The organism is Mycobacterium sp. 1165196.3, assembly GCF_001673415.1.
GTDB classification, from domain to species: domain Bacteria; phylum Actinomycetota; class Actinomycetes; order Mycobacteriales; family Mycobacteriaceae; genus Mycobacterium; species Mycobacterium europaeum_A.
Window position 1 is genome coordinate 1 of sequence record NZ_LZLU01000221.1, and the last position, 19,244, is coordinate 19,244.

The 19,244-nt window shown below is 68.7% G+C and carries 17 protein-coding genes and 1 pseudogene; 8 read left to right on the plus strand and 10 right to left on the minus strand.

What is annotated here, in order from left to right; all coding sequences use genetic code 11:
• Positions 1–57: 57 nt before the first annotated feature.
• Positions 58–1,119 (minus strand): annotated as a pseudogene (locus tag A5659_RS22140) (cystathionine beta-synthase); the annotation flags it as partial.
• Between the two features lie 51 nt (positions 1,120–1,170).
• On the minus strand, positions 1,171–2,238 hold the full coding sequence (locus tag A5659_RS22145; protein ID WP_066860612.1) for an alpha/beta hydrolase fold domain-containing protein: 1,068 nt from the start codon (positions 2,236–2,238) through the stop codon (positions 1,171–1,173).
• 242 nt (positions 2,239–2,480) lie between these two features.
• Here A5659_RS22145 and A5659_RS22150 point away from each other — a divergent pair, with 242 nt between their 5' ends.
• Both A5659_RS22150 and A5659_RS22155 read left to right on the plus strand, forming a co-directional pair.
• Positions 2,481–3,443 carry an SGNH/GDSL hydrolase family protein gene (locus A5659_RS22150; RefSeq protein WP_156749322.1) on the plus strand — a complete coding sequence of 321 codons (963 nt, stop codon included), beginning with the start codon at positions 2,481–2,483 and terminating at the stop codon, positions 3,441–3,443.
• Between the two features lie 92 nt (positions 3,444–3,535).
• A complete protein-coding gene (locus A5659_RS22155; RefSeq protein WP_067184234.1) occupies positions 3,536–4,753 on the plus strand; it encodes an acetyl-CoA C-acetyltransferase in 1,218 nt (405 codons plus the stop codon).
• Between the two features lie 192 nt (positions 4,754–4,945).
• Here A5659_RS22155 and A5659_RS22160 read toward each other — a convergent pair whose 3' ends face one another.
• Positions 4,946–5,797, minus strand: coding sequence for a Bax inhibitor-1/YccA family protein (locus A5659_RS22160; protein ID WP_066860603.1), 852 nt, complete (start codon positions 5,795–5,797; stop codon positions 4,946–4,948).
• Between the two features lie 227 nt (positions 5,798–6,024).
• Between A5659_RS22160 and A5659_RS22165 the strand changes: the two genes are divergently transcribed.
• The 4 genes from A5659_RS22165 (at position 6,025) to A5659_RS22180 (ending at position 10,405) form a co-directional block, all read left to right on the plus strand.
• Positions 6,025–7,062: an enoyl-CoA hydratase/isomerase family protein gene (locus A5659_RS22165; protein ID WP_066860600.1), complete on the plus strand. Its 1,038-nt coding sequence runs from the start codon at positions 6,025–6,027 to the stop codon at positions 7,060–7,062.
• Between the two features lie 13 nt (positions 7,063–7,075).
• Positions 7,076–7,858, plus strand: coding sequence for an enoyl-CoA hydratase (locus A5659_RS22170; protein WP_066881528.1), 783 nt, complete (start codon positions 7,076–7,078; stop codon positions 7,856–7,858).
• A 9-nt stretch (positions 7,859–7,867) separates the two neighbouring features.
• Entirely contained in the window at positions 7,868–9,658 is a 1,791-nt protein-coding gene (locus tag A5659_RS22175) for an alpha/beta-hydrolase family protein (protein WP_067184237.1), read from the plus strand.
• A 111-nt stretch (positions 9,659–9,769) separates the two neighbouring features.
• Positions 9,770–10,405, plus strand: coding sequence for a TetR family transcriptional regulator (locus A5659_RS22180; protein WP_066860591.1), 636 nt, complete (start codon positions 9,770–9,772; stop codon positions 10,403–10,405).
• Positions 10,406–10,792: 387 nt separating this feature from the next.
• Here the strand turns inward: A5659_RS22180 and A5659_RS22185 are convergent, their stop codons facing one another.
• Both A5659_RS22185 and A5659_RS22190 read right to left on the minus strand, forming a co-directional pair.
• Positions 10,793–11,230, minus strand: coding sequence for a rhodanese-like domain-containing protein (locus A5659_RS22185; protein ID WP_066860588.1), 438 nt, complete (start codon positions 11,228–11,230; stop codon positions 10,793–10,795).
• The gene (locus A5659_RS22190) at positions 11,227–11,832 is read right to left on the minus strand and encodes a cysteine dioxygenase (RefSeq protein ID WP_067184240.1); all 606 of its coding nucleotides are present in this window, start codon (positions 11,830–11,832) and stop codon (positions 11,227–11,229) included. The genes A5659_RS22185 and A5659_RS22190 overlap by 4 nt, the downstream gene beginning before the upstream one ends.
• Positions 11,833–12,013: 181 nt before the next feature.
• Between A5659_RS22190 and A5659_RS22195 the strand changes: the two genes are divergently transcribed.
• Positions 12,014–12,403 carry a lipoprotein LpqV gene (locus tag A5659_RS22195; protein WP_197498146.1) on the plus strand — a complete coding sequence of 130 codons (390 nt, stop codon included), beginning with the start codon at positions 12,014–12,016 and terminating at the stop codon, positions 12,401–12,403.
• A 99-nt stretch (positions 12,404–12,502) separates the two neighbouring features.
• Positions 12,503–13,585, plus strand: a complete 1,083-nt coding sequence (locus A5659_RS22200) for a patatin-like phospholipase family protein (protein ID WP_197498140.1) — start codon at positions 12,503–12,505, stop codon at positions 13,583–13,585.
• 32 nt (positions 13,586–13,617) lie between these two features.
• On the opposite strand, the gene A5659_RS22205 is transcribed toward A5659_RS22200, so the two are convergent.
• The 5 genes from A5659_RS22205 to A5659_RS22225 form a co-directional block, all read right to left on the minus strand.
• Entirely contained in the window at positions 13,618–14,487 is an 870-nt protein-coding gene (locus tag A5659_RS22205) for a patatin-like phospholipase family protein (protein ID WP_066860582.1), read from the minus strand.
• A 23-nt stretch (positions 14,488–14,510) separates the two neighbouring features.
• A complete protein-coding gene (locus A5659_RS22210; RefSeq protein ID WP_067184244.1) occupies positions 14,511–15,401 on the minus strand; it encodes a class II glutamine amidotransferase in 891 nt (296 codons plus the stop codon).
• 25 nt (positions 15,402–15,426) lie between these two features.
• Positions 15,427–15,900, minus strand: a complete 474-nt coding sequence (locus tag A5659_RS22215; protein ID WP_067022606.1) for an SRPBCC family protein — start codon at positions 15,898–15,900, stop codon at positions 15,427–15,429.
• Between the two features lie 19 nt (positions 15,901–15,919).
• Positions 15,920–17,548 carry a fatty acid--CoA ligase gene (locus tag A5659_RS22220; RefSeq protein WP_067184246.1) on the minus strand — a complete coding sequence of 543 codons (1,629 nt, stop codon included), beginning with the start codon at positions 17,546–17,548 and terminating at the stop codon, positions 15,920–15,922.
• Between the two features lie 228 nt (positions 17,549–17,776).
• Positions 17,777–18,886: a WD40 repeat domain-containing protein gene (locus tag A5659_RS22225; RefSeq protein WP_067184249.1), complete on the minus strand. Its 1,110-nt coding sequence runs from the start codon at positions 18,884–18,886 to the stop codon at positions 17,777–17,779.
• Positions 18,887–19,244: the final 358 nt, after the last annotated feature.

Here is a 19,244-nt window from a genome sequence, read left to right on the forward strand (position 1 = left end):
GCGGGGCTACATGTCCAAGATCTTCAACGACGCGTGGATGTCGTCGTACGGCTTCCTGCGCAGCCGCCTGGACGGGTGGGTGTGCACCAGGTCGGGCAGGGCGCCGGATTTGCCCCGCAGCACGTCGCCGACCCTGGCCTCCTCGGTGGACCCGTCCAGGCGGCTGCGCAGGAAGCCGTACGACGACATCCACGCGTCGTTGAAGATCTTGGACATGTAGCCCCGCCCGCCGTCGGGCAGCAACACCACCACGATCGAGTCGGGCCCGGCCTGCTCGGCGACCTTGAGCGCGGCGACCACCGCCATGCCGCACGACCCGCCGACCAGCATCGCTTCCTCGCGGGCCAGCCGCCGGGTCATGTCGAACGAGTCGGAGTCGGACACCGCGATGATCTCGTCGGGCACCGTCCGGTCGTACGCCTGCGGCCAGAAGTCCTCACCGACGCCCTCCACCAGGTAGGGCCGGCCGGTGCCGCCGGAATACACCGACCCTTCGGGGTCGGCGCCGATGATGCGCACCGCGCCGCCGGACACCTCTTTGAGGTAGCGGCCGGCGCCGGTGATCGTCCCGCCGGTGCCGATGCCGGCGACGAAGTGGGTGACCTTGCCGTCGGTGTCGGCCCAGATCTCCGGGCCGGTGGTCGCGTAGTGGCTGGCCGGGCCTTCCGGGTTGGCGTACTGGTCGGGCTTCCACGCGCCGTCGATCTCGGTGACCAGCCGGTCGGAGACGCTGTAGTAGCTGTCCGGGTGGTCGGGCGGTACGGCGGTGGGGCACACGACGACCTCGGCGCCGTAGGCCATCAGGACGTTGCGCTTGTCCTCGCTGACCTTGTCGGGGCAGACGAACACGCACTTGTAGCCGCGGTGCTGGGCGACGAGGGCCAGCCCGACGCCGGTGTTGCCCGAGGTGGGTTCGACGATGGTGCCGCCCGGTCGCAGCTGTCCGCTGGCTTCGGCGGCGTCGATCATCTTGACCGCGATTCGGTCCTTCGAGCTGCCACCGGGATTGAGGTATTCGACCTTGGCCGCCACGATGCCGGCGCCGTCAGGGACGACGGAGTTCAGCCGCACCAGCGGTGTGCCGCCGATGAGGTCACTGATGTGCTGAGCGATCCGCATGCATTCATCGTCTCAGGCGGATTCGCGCGGCGCACAACCGCTGTGCGGCGTCTACTCCGTGGCCTCGCGAATGTAGTCGCCGATCTGGCGCAGCGAGCGCACGGCCTCGGGCACCATCGGCGCGGCCAGTTGGAAGTCGTGGACCTGTCCGGGCCACACCCGCACCTCGGCCGGCACGCCCACCGCGGCGAGCCGGCTCGCCGCCAGCCGCGCGTCGTGCAGCAGCACCTCGGAGCCCGACACGTGAATCAGCGTGCGCGGCAGGCCCGGCTTGATGTGGTCGAGCGGCTCGTAGACCTCTTCGGGCTTGCCGTCGACGATATTCTTCCCGGCCGCCGTCGCCACCAGCTCGGCGAGCGCATCGAACGCCCCGGCCGTGAACATGGCGTCGGTCTCGATGTTGGGGTGGGCCTGCTTGGGTTCCTTGGCCAGCTGCAGCAGGGGCGAGATCGCCACCAGCGCCGCGGGATCCTCGCCCTCCTCCTGCAGGCGTTGGGCCAGGGTGAGGGCGAGGTAGCCGCCGGCGGAGTCGCCGGCCAGCACGATCTGGTCGGGCTGGTATCCGCGCCGCCGCAGCCAGCGGTAGGCGTCGTGGCAGTCGTCCAGCGCCATCCCGACCGAATTCTTCGGCAGCAGACGGTAATTCACCACCAGGATGGGCGAGTCGGCGAACTTCGACAGGGCTTCGACGAGCCGGCCGTGGGAGTTGGCACCACAGGTCAGAAACGCGCCGCCGTGCAGGTAGACGATCACGCGGCGGCTGCCGTCGGCGGGCAGCACCCCGGGCGCGCGGACCAGCTGCGCCGAGGCGTGGGGCAGCTTGATGGTCTCGCGGACGGTGGCCGACGCGGGGATCAGCACCCGGGCCGTGAGGTCGATGAGACCCCAGGGCCATGGCAGGTTGGGGACGTGACTGCCGACGGACAGGATCGGCCGGATGGTCAGCCGTGAGGTGAGGTTGGCCAGTCGCGCGGCCACGCTGGGCCCGGACTCCAGGACCTCGACCGGCGCGCCGTCGCTGATCGCGAACTTGCGCGCCTGCGCTCGGCGGGCCTTGAGGACGTCATGTGGGCGAGCGGTATTTGCCGACGACCCCGATTCCTTGCTAGGTGCGGTCATGCTCAACACTTCCTACGCCGTTGTAGTGCGATACAGCATGTGACGAGGCGACCGAGCGTCTGGTTCAGCCGTTTGCCAAGGCGCTCAGCCATCCCTTGTCTTCAGCTTGACAGCGGTTGCTTAGTGCAACGTAGGAAATTGCTGATTCGATACCGGTTTTGCTTCGCACCGTGATCAGTTCGTTTTCCAGCCGGCCGCGCGAACGTCGAAGCCGCTCTAAAATCGATTGCGTGACCATGCGGGTGCCACGCCGTTCGGCGATCGCCCTGGCCACAGCGGGCGCGCTGGCCTCAACAGGAACCGCCTACCTGGGGGCACGCAGTCTGTTGGTCGGCCAGGCCACTCATGCGCGCACGATCATTCCGAAGTCCTGGGACATCCCGCCCCGCGCGGACGGCGTGTACGAGCGCGGCGGCGGGCCGGTCCAGCGGTGGCACCGCGGCATGGCGGTCGACTCGCACCTGATGATCTTCGGTGACTCGACCGCCGCGGGATACGGCTGCATGAGCGCCGACGAAGTGCCCGGGGTGCGGATCGCCCGGGGCCTGGCCGAGCAGACCGGCAAACGAATCCGGTTGAGCACCAAGGCGATTGTCGGGGCCACCTCCAAGGGCGTGTGCGGGCAGGTCGACGCCATGTTCGTGGCCGGCCCGCCGCCGGACATCGCGGTGATCATGGTCGGCGCCAACGACGTGACCGCGCTCAACGGCATCAGCCAGTCGGCGCAGCGGCTGGCACTGACCGTCCGCAAGCTGCGCGCCCGCGGCGCCGTGGTGATCGTCGGCACCTGCCCGGACCTCGGATTCATCAGCGCCATTCCGCAGCCGCTGCGGTCGCTGGCGCACGAGCGCTGCCTGCAGCTGGCCCGCGCCCAGACCGCGGCGGTCCGGTCGGCCGGCGGCGTGCCGGTGCCGTTGGCGCAGCTGATGGCCCCGCAATTCCGCGCGACACCCGAGGCCATGTTCTCCGCCGACGGCTATCACCCCTCGGCACCCGCCTATGCGCTGGCGGCCGACGCGCTGCTGCTCGCCCTCTGCGACGCGCTGGGCGAGAAGGTGGAGCGTCCACCGCTGAGCCCGCCGGTGCCCGCGGCGGCGCCGGTGCTCGGTCAGCGGCACACCCGCAGCAGTGTCATGTCGCGGCTGTGGCGGCGTCCGGCGCCCGGACCTGCCCCGTCTTCGTGCCCCGAGGTCGGCAGCGACTAGATTTGTTGTCGCCGGTCGGAGCGGACCCACCACCCGGTGCCAAGCGAGCCAGCCCCATCTGTGGGATCTGCAGGGATCTGAAGGGAACAACCATGCCTGAAGCCGTCATTGTCTCAACCGCTCGCTCGCCGATCGGCCGCGCGATGAAGGGGTCGCTGGTCAACATGCGCCCCGACGACCTGACCGTCCAGATCGTGCGCGCCGCACTCGACAAGGTGCCCGCACTGAACCCCCACCAGATCGATGACCTGATCCTGGGCTGCGGCCAGCCCGCCGGCGAATCCGGATACAACCTGGCGCGGGTCATCGCCGTCGAACTCGGCTACGACTTCCTGCCGGGCACCACCGTCAACCGGTACTGCTCGTCGTCGCTGCAGACCTCCCGGATGGCCTTCCACGCGATCAAGGCCGGTGAGGGCGACGCGTTCATCTCCGCCGGTGTGGAGACCGTCTCCCGCTTCGCCAAGGGCAGCGCCGACTCCTGGCCGGACACCAAGAACTCGCTGTTCGGCGAGGCCCAGGAGCGGTCGGCCGCCGCGGCCGAGGGCGCCGACGAGTGGCACGACCCCCGCGCCGACGGCAACGTGCCCGACGTGTACATCGCGATGGGGCAGACGGCCGAAAACGTCGCCCTGCTGACCGGCATCAGCCGCGAAGACCAGGACCACTGGGGTGTGCGCAGCCAGAACCGCGCCGAGGAAGCGATCAAGAGCGGGTTCTTCGAGCGGGAGATCACCCCGGTGTCCCTGCCCGACGGCACCACGGTGAGCACCGACGACGGCCCGCGCCCCGGCACCACGTACGAGAAGATCAGCCAGCTCAAGCCGGTGTTCCGGCCCAACGGCACGGTGACCGCCGGCAACGCGTGCCCGCTCAACGACGGCGCCGCCGCGGTGGTGATCACCAGCGACACCAAGGCCAAGGAACTGGGCCTGACGCCGCTGGCGCGCATCGTGTCCACCGGGGTCAGCGGCCTGTCCCCGGAGATCATGGGCCTGGGCCCGATCGAGGCGACCAAGAAGGCGCTGGCGCGCGCCAACCTGTCGGTCAGCGACATCGACCTGTTCGAGATCAACGAGGCGTTCGCCGTCCAGGTGCTGGGTTCGGCGCGTGAGCTGGGCATCGACGAGGACAAGCTGAACGTGTCCGGTGGGGCGATCGCGCTGGGCCACCCGTTCGGCATGACCGGCGCACGCATCACCACCACGCTGCTCAACAACCTGCAGACGCACGACAAGACGTTCGGCCTGGAGACCATGTGCGTCGGCGGCGGCCAGGGCATGGCGATGGTGATCGAGCGGCTGAGCTAGGCCGCTGCTCGTCAACTGGGCGCCCGGCGCGGTGAGTGTGAAACCTGGGCGGTGAGTGTGAAACCTCGGCGACGACACGCCGAGTAACCCCGCCGCCGCTTCACACTCAACGGCGGCACTGCACGCGAAAGCGCTCCAACACGAAAAGACCGGCACGCCAAGGGGGCGTGCCGGTCTTTTCGTTGACGAGAGCTAGTCGTTCTGCAGATAACTCAGCAGACGCAGGATCTCGATGTACAGCCACACCAGCGTCACGGTCAGGCCCAGGGCGATACCCCATGCCGCCTTGTCCGGCGCGCCGGCGCGGACCATCTGGTCGGCCGCATCGAAGTCGATCAGGAAGCTGAACGCCGCGATCGCGATGCACACCAGCGAGAAGATGATGGCCACCGTGCCGCCGCTGCGCAGGCCCAGGCCGGTGCCGCCGTTGACGTGGAACATCGCCAACACGAAGTTGCCGAGCATCAGGGCCAGCACGCCGAACATCGCGGCAACCAGCATGCGGGTGAACTTGGGCGTCACCCGGATCGCGCCGGTCTTGTAGACGACGAGCATGCCGAAGAACACCCCGAACGTGCCCAGGACCGCCTCACCGATCAGCGCCCCGGCGTTGGCGTTGGACACCGAGAAGTTGGCGAAGACGAACGAGATCGCGCCCAGCACCAGGCCCTCGAGCACGGCGTAGCTCAGCACGATGCCCGGGTTGTCCTGCTTGCGGCCGAAGGTGGCGACCAGCACCAGGACCAGGCCGCCCAATCCGCCGATCAGCGCCAGCGGCATGGCCAGCGCCACGTCGCGGGCGACCAGGAAGTAGGAGACCACGGCGGAGATCGCCAGCACGGCCAGCGTGATGCCGGTCTTGGTGACGACGTCGTCGATGGTCAGCGGACGCGAGGCTTTGGCCTCCTGGTACGGGGCCGCGTAGGGAGCCGCGTAGGGGTCGGCCCCATACCCCTGCATCGGGGGCGCGGCCGTGCCGAATTGTGCGTATCCGCCCCTCTGCTTAGGCAGCGAACGAAATACCGGGTTGCTTGTCTCCCGCACCGTCGGATCCTCTCTAATTGGCTTCGAGCTGTGCGAACACAATCTCAACGATCGGCGTTGCGCCCTGGTTCCCAGCGGACCTGGGCGTTTTCCGGTGTATTTCCGGCTCTATATAGCCTCCGCCGTTGTCGTCGCGTTAAAGATAACCCTTACCCGCGGGTACTGCGCCGGTCGTGACGATCTAGATTTCTTCCTCGAGGCTGGACCGGCTTGAGGGAGGCGAAAGCGTGACCGACGGATCCGATGAGGTTCTGACCGAAGTCGAGGGAAGCGTCGGCTTGATCACTCTCAACCGCCCCAAGGCGATCAACTCGCTGAACCAGCAGATGGTGGACGCGCTGACCGCCGTCCTCACCGACTGGGCCGACGACGACGCGGTGCGCGCGGTGGTGCTCTCAGGCGCCGGTGAACGCGGGCTGTGCGCCGGCGGCGACGTGGTGTCCATCTATCACAGCGCGCGCAAGGACGGGGTCGAGGCGCGTCGCTTCTGGCGCGACGAGTATCTGCTCAATGCCCAGATCGCCGAGTTCGCCAAGCCCTACGTGGCGTTGATGGACGGCATCGTGATGGGTGGCGGCGTGGGCGTCAGCGCGCACGCGAACACCCGGGTGGTCACCGACACCTCCAAGATCGCCATGCCTGAGGTCGGCATCGGCTTCATCCCCGACGTCGGCGGGGTCTACCTGCTGTCGCGGGCGCCCGGCGGTCTGGGCCTGCACGCCGCGCTGACCGGGGCGCCGTTCTCCGGAGCCGACGCCATCGCGATGGGCTTCGCCGACCACTACGTCCCGCACGGCGACGTCGAGGCGTTCCGCCGCGCGGTGATCACCGACGGCGTCGAGCGCGCACTCGACAAGTACACCGTCGAACCGCCGGCCAGCGAGCTTGCCGCGCAACGTGATTGGATCGACGATTGCTTCTCCGGCGATACCGTTGCGGACATCGTCGCCGCGCTTCGCGGGCACGGCGCCGGCCCGGCCGAGGACGCCGCCGACCTGATCGCCACCCGCTCCCCGGTAGCGCTGTCGGTGACCCTGCAGGCGGTGCGGCGCGCGGCCGGCCTCGAAACGCTCAAAGACGTTCTGGTGCAGGACTATCGGGTGTCGTCGGCGTCGCTGCGCTCACACGATCTGGTGGAGGGCATCCGCGCACAGCTGATCGACAAAGATCGCAACCCGAAGTGGTCCCCGGCGGAGCTGTCCGCGGTCACCGCGGCCGACGTCGAGGCGTATTTCACCCCGGTCGACGACGACTTGAGTTTCTAGAAAGGCGGTTTGGATGACAGAGGCAGATTACGAGACCATCCTCGTCGAACGCGACGACCGCGTCGGCATCATCACCCTGAACCGGCCGAAGGCCCTCAACGCGCTCAACACCCAGGTGATGAACGAGGTCACCAGCGCGGCAGCGGATTTCGACGCCGACCCCGGTATCGGGGCGATCATCATCACCGGCTCGGCCAAGGCGTTCGCCGCCGGCGCCGACATCAAGGAGATGGCCGAGCTGTCCTTCGCCGACGCCTTCGGCGCCGACTTCTTCGCCCCGTGGAGCAAGCTCGCCGCCGTCCGCACCCCCACCATCGCCGCGGTCGCCGGCCACGCGCTGGGCGGTGGCTGCGAGCTCGCCATGATGTGCGACGTGCTGATCGCCGCCGACACAGCGAAATTCGGCCAGCCCGAGATCAAACTCGGTGTGCTGCCGGGCATGGGCGGCTCCCAGCGGCTGACCCGCGCCATCGGCAAGGCCAAGGCCATGGACCTGATCCTGACCGGCCGCACCATCGGCGCCGAAGAAGCCGAACGCAGCGGTCTGGTGTCGCGGGTGGTGCCGGCCGACGACCTGCTGACCGAGGCCAAGGCCGTCGCGACCACCATCTCCCAGATGTCGCGGTCGGCCGCCAGGATGGCCAAGGAGGCCGTCAACCGCGCGTTCGAGTCGACCCTGGCCGAAGGACTTCTCTACGAGCGCAGACTCTTTCACTCGACGTTCGCGACGCAGGACCAGTCCGAAGGGATGGCGGCCTTCGTCGAGAAGCGTCCACCGAACTTCACCCACCGCTAGGACGCGTACATGAGCGAACGGGTTTCCGCGACCAACACCGAGGCAGCTCACCTCCCGGCCGACGCCGTCGAGGAGTCCGCGGGAGCCGAGCCGGACGCCGCGCCGGCACCGGTGGCCGCACCGCGATTCGGTCGCGCCGCGCCCACCCTACCGTGGACCGAAAAGCCTTGGTGGGTAAGGCATTACACGTTCACCGGCACCGCGGTGGGCCTGGTCTTCATTTGGCTTTCGCTCACACCGTCGCTGCTGCCGCGCGGCCCGCTGTTCCAGGGGCTGGTCAGCGGGCTCTCCGGCGCCATCGGCTATGGCCTGGGCGTGTTCGCGGTCTGGCTGGTGCGCTTCATGCGCGAAAAGGATCACAGCCCGGCGCCGCCAGGCTGGGCGTGGAAGGTGCTGATCCCGATCGGCGTGGTGGGCCAGGTCCTCATGGCGATCTGGTTCCACGTGTGGCAGGACGACGTGCGCGACCTGATGGGCGTGGCGCATCTTCAGTGGTACGACTACCCGCTGGCCGGGGTGCTGTCGGTGGTGGTGCTGTTCACGGTGGTCGAGCTGGGCCAATTCACCCGCTGGCTGGTCAGGGTTTTGGTCGACCAGGTTGACCGGTTCGCACCGTTTCGGCTCTCGGCCACCATCGTGGTCGTCACGCTGGTGGTCCTGACCATCACCCTGCTCAACGGCGTGGTGCTCAAGTTCGCCATGCGGACCATGAACCACACCTTCGCCTCGGCCAACGAGGAGATGAATCCCGACACCGCTCCCCCGAAAACCCCGCTGCGATCCGGTGGCCCGCAGTCCCTGGTGTCGTGGGAGTCGTTGGGCCGCGAGGGCCGCGTCTTCGTCGAGGGCGGCCCGACGGTCGAGCAACTCGCCACCTTCAACGGAGCACCGGCCATCGAGCCCATCCGCGCCTATGCCGGACTGGACTCGTCGAAGGGCATCACGGCCGCCGCCGAGCTCGCGGCACAGGAGTTGGCGCGCACCGGCGGACTGCGGCGCGCCGTCGTCGCGGTGGGCACCACCACCGGCACCGGCTGGATCAACGAGGCGGAAGCCTCGGCGCTGGAATACATGTACAACGGCAACACCGCGATCGTGAGCATGCAGTACTCGTTCCTGCCGAGCTGGCTCTCGTTCCTGGTGGACAAGGAGAACGCCCGGCACGCCGGGCAGGCCCTGTTCGAGGCCGTCGACAAGCTGATCCGCCAGCTGCCCGAAGCCCAGCGACCCAAGCTCGTGGTGTTCGGCGAGAGCCTGGGATCGTTCGGCGGCGAGGCGCCGTTCTTGAGCCTGAACAACGTGTTGGCGCGCACCGACGGGGCGTTGTTCAGCGGGCCGACCTTCAAGAACACCATCTGGACCGATCTGACGTCGACCCGTGACGGCGGGTCGCCGGAGTGGTTGCCGATCTACCAGGACGGCAGGTATGTCCGATTCGTCGCTCGCGCAAAGAATTTGACGCGTCCCGACGCGCCGTGGGACCACCCGCGGGTGGTGTATCTGCAGCACGCGTCGGATCCCATCGCCTGGTGGACGCCCGACCTGTTGTTCAGCAAGCCCGACTGGCTGAACGAACCGCGCGGCTATGACGTGCTGCCGCAGACGCGCTGGATTCCGGTCGTGACCTTCCTCCAGGTGTCGGCCGATATGGCCGTGGCGGTGGATGTCCCCGACGGCCATGGCCACCGCTACGTCGCCGACGTCGCCGACGGCTGGGCCGCCGTGCTGTCACCGCCCGGCTGGACCCCGGACAAAACCGCGAAACTGCGCCCGCTGCTGCACTCGGACGAGACGGCCTAGGGCCAGACGACCCAGAGCCAGCGGCGGGCGGCCGAGCCGGTGTCCGCGAACACCGGATCGACCCGCGCCGGCCCGCTTTTCAACGAGTGTTGAAATGATATCGTTCGCAGCGTGTCGCCGCCTGGGGAAGTTCAGAAGCGGCGCGGTAGACGCCAAGGCGAGCCGGTATCGCGCGACGCGGTGCTTGGCGCGGCCAAGCGGCAGTTCGCCGCCCATGGCTACGACAAAACAACGCTGCGGACGATTGCAGACGATGCGCGAGTAGACCCGTCGATGGTTTTGTATCTCTTCGGCTCGAAGGCGGCATTGTTCCGCGAGTCGATGAAGCTGGTGCTGCCCTCTGATTTGCTAACGACTGAGATCGCTCGCCAAGACGACGACTTAGGCTGCCGCATAGTGCGGGCCTACCTCGGTATCTGGGAGCAGCCTGATACGGCCGCGAGCATGGTGTCGATGGTGCAGTCGGCGACGTCGAACAGCGATGCCAACGATGCATTTCGCGGTTTCCTGCACGACTATCTGCTCACCGCGGTGTCCAGCGCCCTGGGCGGTGGCGATGAAGCGCGTCTGCGCGCAATGCTGGCCGCGACCAACCTCGTCGGCACTGGAATGCTGCGGTACGTCATGCGTGTGCCTCCACTGTCGTCGCTCGGCGTTGATGAGGTGGTCGGGTTGGTGGGGCCAGCCGTGCACCGGTTCCTCACCGCCCCCGCCGATGAGCTGGGGCTCGGCCTGGCGACGCAATAACCCGCCACGGCGCGCGAAGATGCGGTCCCGTGCCTGCCGGACAGCCACCGAACCAGCGCCGGCGACGCGGCGGTGACCTCGAAGATGCCGTACGGAACGCGCCCGCACGATGCATTAATTCAATTGCGATTGAAATTTGCCCGCGATCCATCTAGAGTTCTGCCAGGGGGCCGAAGAACGGAGTCCTGATGTCACGTCTAACCGCGAAGATCCTGATTGCGGCCGTCCTCGCAATGACCGCCGTCGCCGCGGCCGCATGCGTTCCCCCGGCCGGCGTCGAATCACCCGTCGGGGTTGCAGTTAACTAGTGGGCCCGGCTTTGGCAGGTTCCCAACGCAACGTCGCCGTTGCTGACCACCTCAACGAAGCAACGACTGACGAGGCGACCTAGAGCCAGCGGCGGGCGGCCGAGCCGGTGTCCGCGAACACCGGATCGACCCGGCCCCCCGCCAGCTCGCTTAGCACGCCGGCGCCGGCCAGCGCGTGATAGCCCCCGATGACGTCGGTGGCGCGGTGCAGGCCGATGTCCAGCAGCGCCGCCGCGGCCAGGCTGGACGTGTAGCCCTCCGAGCACAGGATCACCCATTCGACGTCGTCGCCGACCGCCTCGGGCAGCCTGGCCTCGCTGGTGGGATCGCAGCGCCACTCCAGCACGTTGCGTTCGATCACCAGCGCCCCGGGCACCTCGCCCTCACGAAACCGCTGGGCCTGCGGCCGGATGTCGACCAGCACCGCGCCGCGGCGCACCGCGTCGGGCACTTCCACCGCGGGCAACCGGCGAAACCGGCGCCGGGCGGATCTCAGGACGACGTCGATGCGGCTCATGGCGATCCTTCCGGCTGGTCGGTCAGTTCGGTACGTTCGCGGCGCAACGTCTTGCGGTCGGTGATCTCGTAGTACGACATCGCGGTCAGGGGCGGCGAGTACGCGTGCACGCTCAGCGTCGGCTGCACCGGCGCGGCGCCCGGCACCCCCGCGCCCGGCAGCGCGACGGGCGCCGACACTGGGCGGGGCGCCCAGACCACGTCGTGCACCCAGCCCAACGGGAATCCGGCCTGATCGCCGGCGTCGAGCCGACGGCGTCGCAAAGCCCTTCCGTCCCAACGATATTCGTTGAGCGATCCGGACAGAACGGTCAACGCCCCCAGCGACCCGCCGTGGTCGTGCAGTTCGGTCGGCTGCCCGGGCACCCAGCTGATCAGCCAGACGTCGAGCTCCTCGTCGCCGTGGATGCGGGTGAACCAGCGCCGCGACTGCGGTATGCCTCCCGGCGGCAGCAGGTGATCGCAGCGCCCGCTGAGCACATCGTCGGCGGCCCGGTCGGTGGCGTAGAGCAGATCGGGTACGCGAAGCCGGGTCGGACCGGCGGACGGGGTGGAAAGGGTGCGGGGGCGCAGGGCAGCCTCAGTGGCTACGGGAACAGACATTAGAGGAGCTCCAGGGCGAAAACGGAAAGGACAAGCGGCGGCGTGTTACGGCCGACAACACTCGCAAAATCCGAAGCGCTCCATCACGGCCGCAAGTGTTGCATAGATTGAGACCGTGCGCTGGTGCGGTGATCGGTCCCGGCGATGGGGCGCGGTGGTGGTGGCGACCTTCGTGGTGGGCATGGCCCTGACGGCCACGGGGTGCTCGCACGGCGCGCACACCGGTGCTCCCTCGTCCTCGTCGGCGCGGCCGTCCGGCATCCCCAAGGGCCCCGGTTCGGCGCCCCCGGGTGCGGTCGGCCTGTCCCCCTCGGGCGTGACGACCAGGGTCGATGTGCCCGCGGACTCCACCGAAGAGGAGTACTACCAGGCCTGTCACGCCGCGCAGCAGTGGATGGACGCCCAGCCCAAGACCGGTGCGTCACTGTTCGAGCCCTATCTGTCGATGGTGCAGGCGTCACCGACGGGCACCGCGGGCAGCTGGAACGCGCCCTGGTCGAAGCTGACCCCGGCCCGCCAGGCGGCCGTGATCGTCGCCGCGCGGGCGGCCGCCAACAACGAATGCGGGTAGCGCCGCGCCCGGAGTGCGCGCCGCCGCGTAATTGAGATCACGGCTGAAAAAACTGCCCTGGCCGCCCGGTCACCTCGCGCCTCCGCGCAAAATGGAGGGGTGCCTGACGAAGTTCCGCGTCGCTCAGCACCGACCCGGGTGGCACTCGCGCTCGGCAGCGGCGGCGCTCGCGGCTACGCGCACATCGGGGTGATCGAGGCCCTGGCGGCGCGCGGCTACGAGGTGGTGGGCGTCTCCGGCTCGTCGATGGGCGCCCTGGTCGGCGGTCTGCAGGCGGCCGGGCGACTCGACGAGTTCGCCGACTGGGCGAAGTCGCTGACCCAGCGCACCATCCTGCGGCTACTGGACCCGTCCATCAGCGCGGCCGGTGTGATGCGGGCCGGCAAGATCTTGGACGCGGTGCGCGACGTCCTGGGCCCGGTCGCCATCGAGGACCTGCCCATCCCGTACACCGCGGTGGCGACCGACCTGTTGGCGGGCAAGTCGGTGTGGTTTCAGCGCGGCCCCCTCGACGAGGCGATCCGCGCGTCCATCGCCATCCCCGGGGTGATAGCCCCCCATGCGGTCGACGGGCGGCTGCTCGCCGACGGCGGCATCCTGGATCCGCTGCCGATGGCCCCGCTCGCCGCGGTCAACGCCGATTTGACCATCGCGGTGAGCCTGTCCGGCAGCGAGGCGATCGGCAACCGCGAGCCGGAGCCCGGCGCCACCGTCGAGTGGTTGACCCGCATGGTGCGCAGCACCTCCGCGCTGCTCGACACGGCCGCCGCCCGTTCGCTGCTCGATCGGCCGACGGCGCGGGCCGTGCTGAGCAGACTGGGCGGCCCGAGCGGGGAGGCCGACGGCTGGGCGGACGCCCCGGATGACGAGCGGCCCGCGGCCGACGACGACGTCGACCACGAGGTCGACGAATTACCCGGCGCCGGATTCGGCGTGCCGAAGCTGGGCAGCTTCGAGGTGATGAACCGGACCATCGACATCGCCCAGGCGGCGCTGGCGCGTCACACCCTGGCGGTTTACCCGCCCGACCTACTCATCGAGGTCCCGCGCTCGACCTGCCGGGCCTTGGAATTCCACCGGGCGGTGGAGGTCATCGAAGCCGGGCGGGCGCTGGCGAACGAGGCGCTCGACGCGCTGGACGTCGAGGACGACCCGGAATCCCCGCCCACGACCGAGCACTGAGCGGTCTCAATACCCTTGCGCGCCAAGCGCATTCACGCGCCCAGGAAGCGGGCGATGGCGGCGGCTTCGCGGCGGCCCTGCTCGCGTCCGGCCACCGCCGACGGAATGCGGCAGTCCGGGTCCAAGGCGTTGGGCCCGAACGCGGCCAGCGAATCGGCATCGGCGAACACGGCGAAGGCCGCGCCGGGGAAGGCCGAGACCTCGGCGGCCGGCCCCGCACCGAACGGCGAGGGAGCGTCGACGCCGGAGGGCACCAGCACCACCGCCGTGTCGCAGTCGGCGGCCACCACGAGGTTGACCGAGCTGGCGACCCCGCCATCCATGTAGTGGCGGTCGCCGATCGTCACCGGCGGCCACGCCCCGGGCACGGCGCAGCTGGCCGCCACCGCATCGACCAGGTCGACACCGGCGTCGCGGTCGAACACGGTCAATTCGCCGGTGGCGACGTCGATGGCGGTGAGCCGCAAGTCGCGGTCCGGCCAGTCGTGCGACGGCAGGCGGTGCGCGATCACGTCCCGGCGCACCGGCGCGGGAACGGTTTTGGTCGCCAGCGCGACGGCCCCGATCCGCTGCATCTGTTGGCGGGTCCTGTCCAGCGATTCCTCGTACGGCTCCCCCAGGGCGGTCAGGAACAGTTCGGTGATCGCCTCGATGTCGACCCCCGAATCGATCTCGGCCGACGACTCGGCGACCTGGCGGTCGAACAGCTCGGCCAGGGTGTGGCCGCTGCTCAGCTGCGCGGCGACCGCCGAGCCCGCCGAGGTCCCGACCAGCACGTCCGACTCGGTCAGCAGCCGGGCCACCGCGGGTGACTCGTCAGCGATGCCCCGCAGAACACCTGTCTCCCAGGCGATTCCCGCTATTCCCCCACCGGCCAGCACCAGCGCGCGTTTGGTTGTCACGCCGTCTACCTTGCCAGCACCGATCAGGCCAGTTGCCGGGTGTTCGGCAGGGCGTGCTGCGACTCCTCCACCGGCGAGCTCAGCTCCTCGCGACGCAGCAGATGTTTGGGCGGGTCGGGCAGGATCATGCTGCGGTGGATGTGCAGATCCGCATCGACATGGAAGAGTTCGCCCGCCGGCAGCAGCCGCCAGCGTGGCTCGTCGTCCATCACCTCGGTGGCGAACACCACCGACGACCGCTCACACAGATGCTCCGACCGGGCGTGAATCCGCTTGGTGCACAAGTCGAATTCCGCGTCATGCGACGCCTCCTCGTCGGATCGATCCAGAATGTAGAGCTGATGGGTTTCGGGGTAGCGCAGCGCCCACATGTCGGTGGCCGTGCTCAGCAACACGTTGACCGCGTAGATGGGAACGTGGTCGGCGAGCCATCGCATGGCGTCGGTGAGGCCGGCGGTGATGTCGCCGTCGCGGGCCCGGATCGACGCGGTGATCAACGCGAAGACCCGCTCGGAATCGGTGTCCCCCAACACCAAATCCTCGGTGCCGACCTCACGCAGCCGCTCGTCGAGGATGTCTAATCCTTCGAGGACGCCGTTGTGCGCGAAGATCCGCCCGTCCTGCAGGAAGGGGTGGGTGTTGTGGATGTCGAGCGAGCCGGTGGTCGCGTATCGGACATGGGCGATGACGGTCGTGCCGGTCATCCGGTGTGCCTCGGTCGCGAATGTGGCATCTTGCCAGGCCGCTATCGGCTCCTTGTACAGGTGCGGCCGGCCGTGTTCGTCGAAGACGCCCAGCCCGGTGCCGTCCGGATTCCTCCTGCTCTGCTGGGCCAGGCTGTCCGGGGCGTCCAGCAGCCAGAAGGTCGCGGTACACGCGTGCGTCCCGGCGTGCAGGCCAAAGAGTCGGCACATGGCTCCCCACGGTAGCGGTCGCGGGTCACGCCGTCAGCAAGGTCGACAGGTGACGCAGCGCCCGGCGCGCGTAGCCCTTCCACAGGCCGCCCAGCACCGGCAGGGCGCGGGCCGTCAGCGGCGAGCGCGGGCGGATGTCCCAGCGCCAGGTGATCTCGGTGCCGCCCGGGGCGGGGGCGAAGACCCATTCGCCGAGGATGTGGTCGACCAGCAGCGCCATCGGGCCGGTGATCTCCGAGAGCCGGTAGCCGAACGAGCGCGGCGGATCGACACTGGTCAGTTCCTCGCGCATGCGGGCACCACCGGCCAGGTGCACGATGCGCGTTTGGCCCGCGGCATCCCAGGCGCCGGTCTGCTCGCGCACCTCCTTGATCGGCGGGAACGGCCCATACCAACGGTGAAACAGCGCCGGGAGCGCGATGGGCAGCGTGCGGTGAAATGCGTCTGCGACCGCGACCGGGGCGACCACGGACTGATCAACAACGAGCGAATCTGGCACCGGTGTAACGCCTTTCAGCTCAGTCGTGGGCCTCGACCACCTGGTATCCGTCTTCGGCGTACCGCGACCGGATGGTCTTCTTGTCGTACTTGCCGACGCTGGTACGCGGAATCTCGTCGACGAACGTCCACCGCTCGGGCAGCCACCATCGAACGACCTTGTCGGCGAGGAACTTTCGCAGCTGTCCGGCGCTCACCGAGGAGCCGTCCTTGGCCACGATCACGGCGAGCGGCCGCTCCTCCCAGCGCTCGTCGGGAACCCCGACCACCGCGGCCTCGACCACATCCGGGTGGCCGATCAAGAGGTTCTCCAACTCCACCGAGGAGATCCATTCGCCGCCGGATTTGATGACGTCCTTGGCGCGGTCGGTCAGAGTGACGAAGCCGCGTTCGTCGATGCGGCCGACGTCGCCGGTGCGCAGCCAGCCGGAGTCGAACTTCGACTCGTCGCGACCCAGGTAGTAGGCGCCGGCGATCCACGGTCCGCGCACCTCGACCTCGCCGACGGCGTTGCCGTCGTTGGGCAGCACCTGACCGTCGTCGTCGACGATGCGCATCTCGACGCCGCAGACCGGCTGGCCCTGCGTCCCGCGGAACGCCCAGTGCTGGCCCTCCGGGGTTCCCGGCGGCGGCCACGCCATGGTGGCCAGCGGCGACGTCTCCGTCATCCCCCACAGTTGCCGGATCTGCACGTTGTGTTTTTCCTCGAAGGTGCGCATCAGCGACACCGGGACGGCCGAGCCGCCGCAGACCACCAACCGCAGCGACGACATGTCGTGGTCGGGGTCGTCCTCGAGGTGATGCAGGACGGCGTTCCAGATGGTCGGCACCGCGCCGGTCACCGTGGGCCGCAGGTCCTCGACCATCCGGACCAGCGACCGGGGGTCCAGGTGGCAATCGGGCAACACCAGGTCGGCACCGGCCATCAGCGCGGCGTAGGGCAGCCCCCAGGCGTTCGCGTGGAACATCGGCACGATGGGCAGCACGCTGTCGGTGGCCCCGACCCCGATGCCATTGGTGGTACACGCGCCCATGGTGTGCAGGAAGCTCGAACGGTGGCTGTAGACAACACCTTTCGGGTTGCCGGTGGTGCCGCTCGTGTAGCACATCGCGGCCGCGGAGTTCTCGTCGATGTGCGGCCAGTCGAACTCGGTGGGCTCGCCGTCAAGGACGTCGGCGTAGCGCAGCACGGTCTTGCCGGCCCCCTGCAGCGGCTCGGTGTCGTCGCCGACCACGATCACCGTGTGCACGGTCTCGAGGTCGGGCAGCACGGGCGCGAGCAGTTTGACCAGTGACGCGTCGACCAGCACCACTTGGTCTTCGGCCTCGTTGGCGACGAAGGCGATCTGCTCGGGGAACAGGCGAATGTTGAGGGTGTGCAGGACGGCGCCCATCGACGGCAACGCGAGGTATGCGGTGAGGTGTTCGGCGTTGTTCCACATGAACGTGCCCACCCGCTGGTCACCGGTGATACCGAGGCGGCGTAGTCCATTCGCCAGTTGCGCGGCCTGCTGACCCAGTTCCCGATACGTCGTGCGCCGGTATCCGTCGCCGGTGAAGGTGGTGACGGTGCGTTCCCCGTGCACGGTGCAGCCGTGCCGCATGATCGCGGTGATCGTCAACGGAAAGTCCTGCATGGTGCCGTCCATTGATCTACCGCCCTTACTCTCAGCGCAGCACCGCCCGTGTCGGCGACCGCCTCTTACCCTAAGCCCGAATTCAGGGTGAGTGGCGGCATCTACCGGGCCGAAACGACCCCGATCGAGCGTGCAACCAAGGCTTTGAGTGTGAACGCTGGGCGGCGACACGCCGACAAACCCCGACGAGGATTCACACTCGGCGCCGAGGATTCACAGACGCACAGGACCCCGGTGATGCTAGGCCAGCACCGGCTCCCACTCCGGCAGCTCGGGCAACCAGCCAGCGATGGACAGGTCCCGCTCGCCGGCGCGCGGCAGCGGTGTGGGCGAGGCGATGCGCGCCGCGGTCACCACGCCGGAGTAGTCGGCGACGTAGAGATGGGCGCCGTCGGGGCTTTCCACCACGCAGGACGGGTGGTGGGACACCTTGACCTCGCCGACGACCTCTTGGCGATGGGTGCTCAGCACCGTGATGCGGTCATCGCTGACCAGGTAGGCGCGCGCGCCGTCGCGACTCAGCGTCATCCTGGTGAGCGGGCCGGTGATCTCGGGCACCTTGTGGGTGCCGACGATCTCGGTGGCCCGGGTGTCGACCACGTCGAGCACCGCGCCCGCGACGGGATCGCAGCTCGCCACGTACGCCGTGGCGCCGTCGTCGCTCAGCGCCACGTCGCGCACGGGCAGGCCAAGGTCGATGACGCCGACGATGCGCGACCGGCCGCCGACCCGGCGGTTGTCGGAGCGCGTCCGGGTCTCGATCATGGCGAGGCTGCCGCCGGTCGGCCCGTTCATGCCGACGTACAGGCGCCGGCCGTCGGCGCTGACCCGCACGCATTCGGTGGTGGTACCGGTTTCGGTCGCCAGCTCGATCACCTCGAGCTCACCGGTGGTGGTGTCCAGCACCGTCACGTCGGCGCCGCGAACCGCGTTTCGGCTGGCGTACAGGTACCTGCCGTCCGGGCTCACCGTCAGGCCGCTCACGCTGTGCGCGAGCCGGTGCGTGGCGATGCGCCAGTTGGTGACGACGTCGATGACTTCGATCGCGTCATAGCCGGCGGTCGCCGTGCTGACGTAGGCGTAGTTGGCGTCCGCGCCGTTCATCGCGACCGCGAAGGGCTCGGCCAGGCCGGTGACGGTGCTCGAGACGCGGCAGGTCTTGGCGTCGACGACCGACACCATGTCGCGGCCGTAGTTCGTGACGACCAGCCGGCGCCCGTCGGGGCTGATGTCGATATCGCTGATCGGGCCGTTGTGCAGTGGGACTCGGATCACCGAGGTGGTGTCCAGCTCGAAGGCTCGCCCGTCTCGTTCGTGGTGCGCGGCTGTAGGGCCGTTCACATCGTTCACGTTTGATACCGCCTTTGCTGTGGTTGTCGGCTCTAGTGGTCGAGTGTCGACGCCGCCGAGATGTTCGCGGCGATCCGACCATCGGATCCACCGGCTTTCAGCACCGAAAGGCACTGACGAGACTGGTTTTCGGTAGTCTACTGGCCGCACATCGCCGCAAAGCAGGTCAGGAATGCTCGACGTTAGCTACGTCACTGTTCGCACTCAGGTTCTGCTCAGACTTCCAATCACGCTGTACCGCAGACGCTTACCCGTAGCGAAAGTGAGGCAAACCCGCTTCCGGCGGATTTCACCCGGGCCGCTAACCGCCTACGTGAACGGGCCTGCGGCGAATTAGTAAGGAATTCTCAGGCTTGGG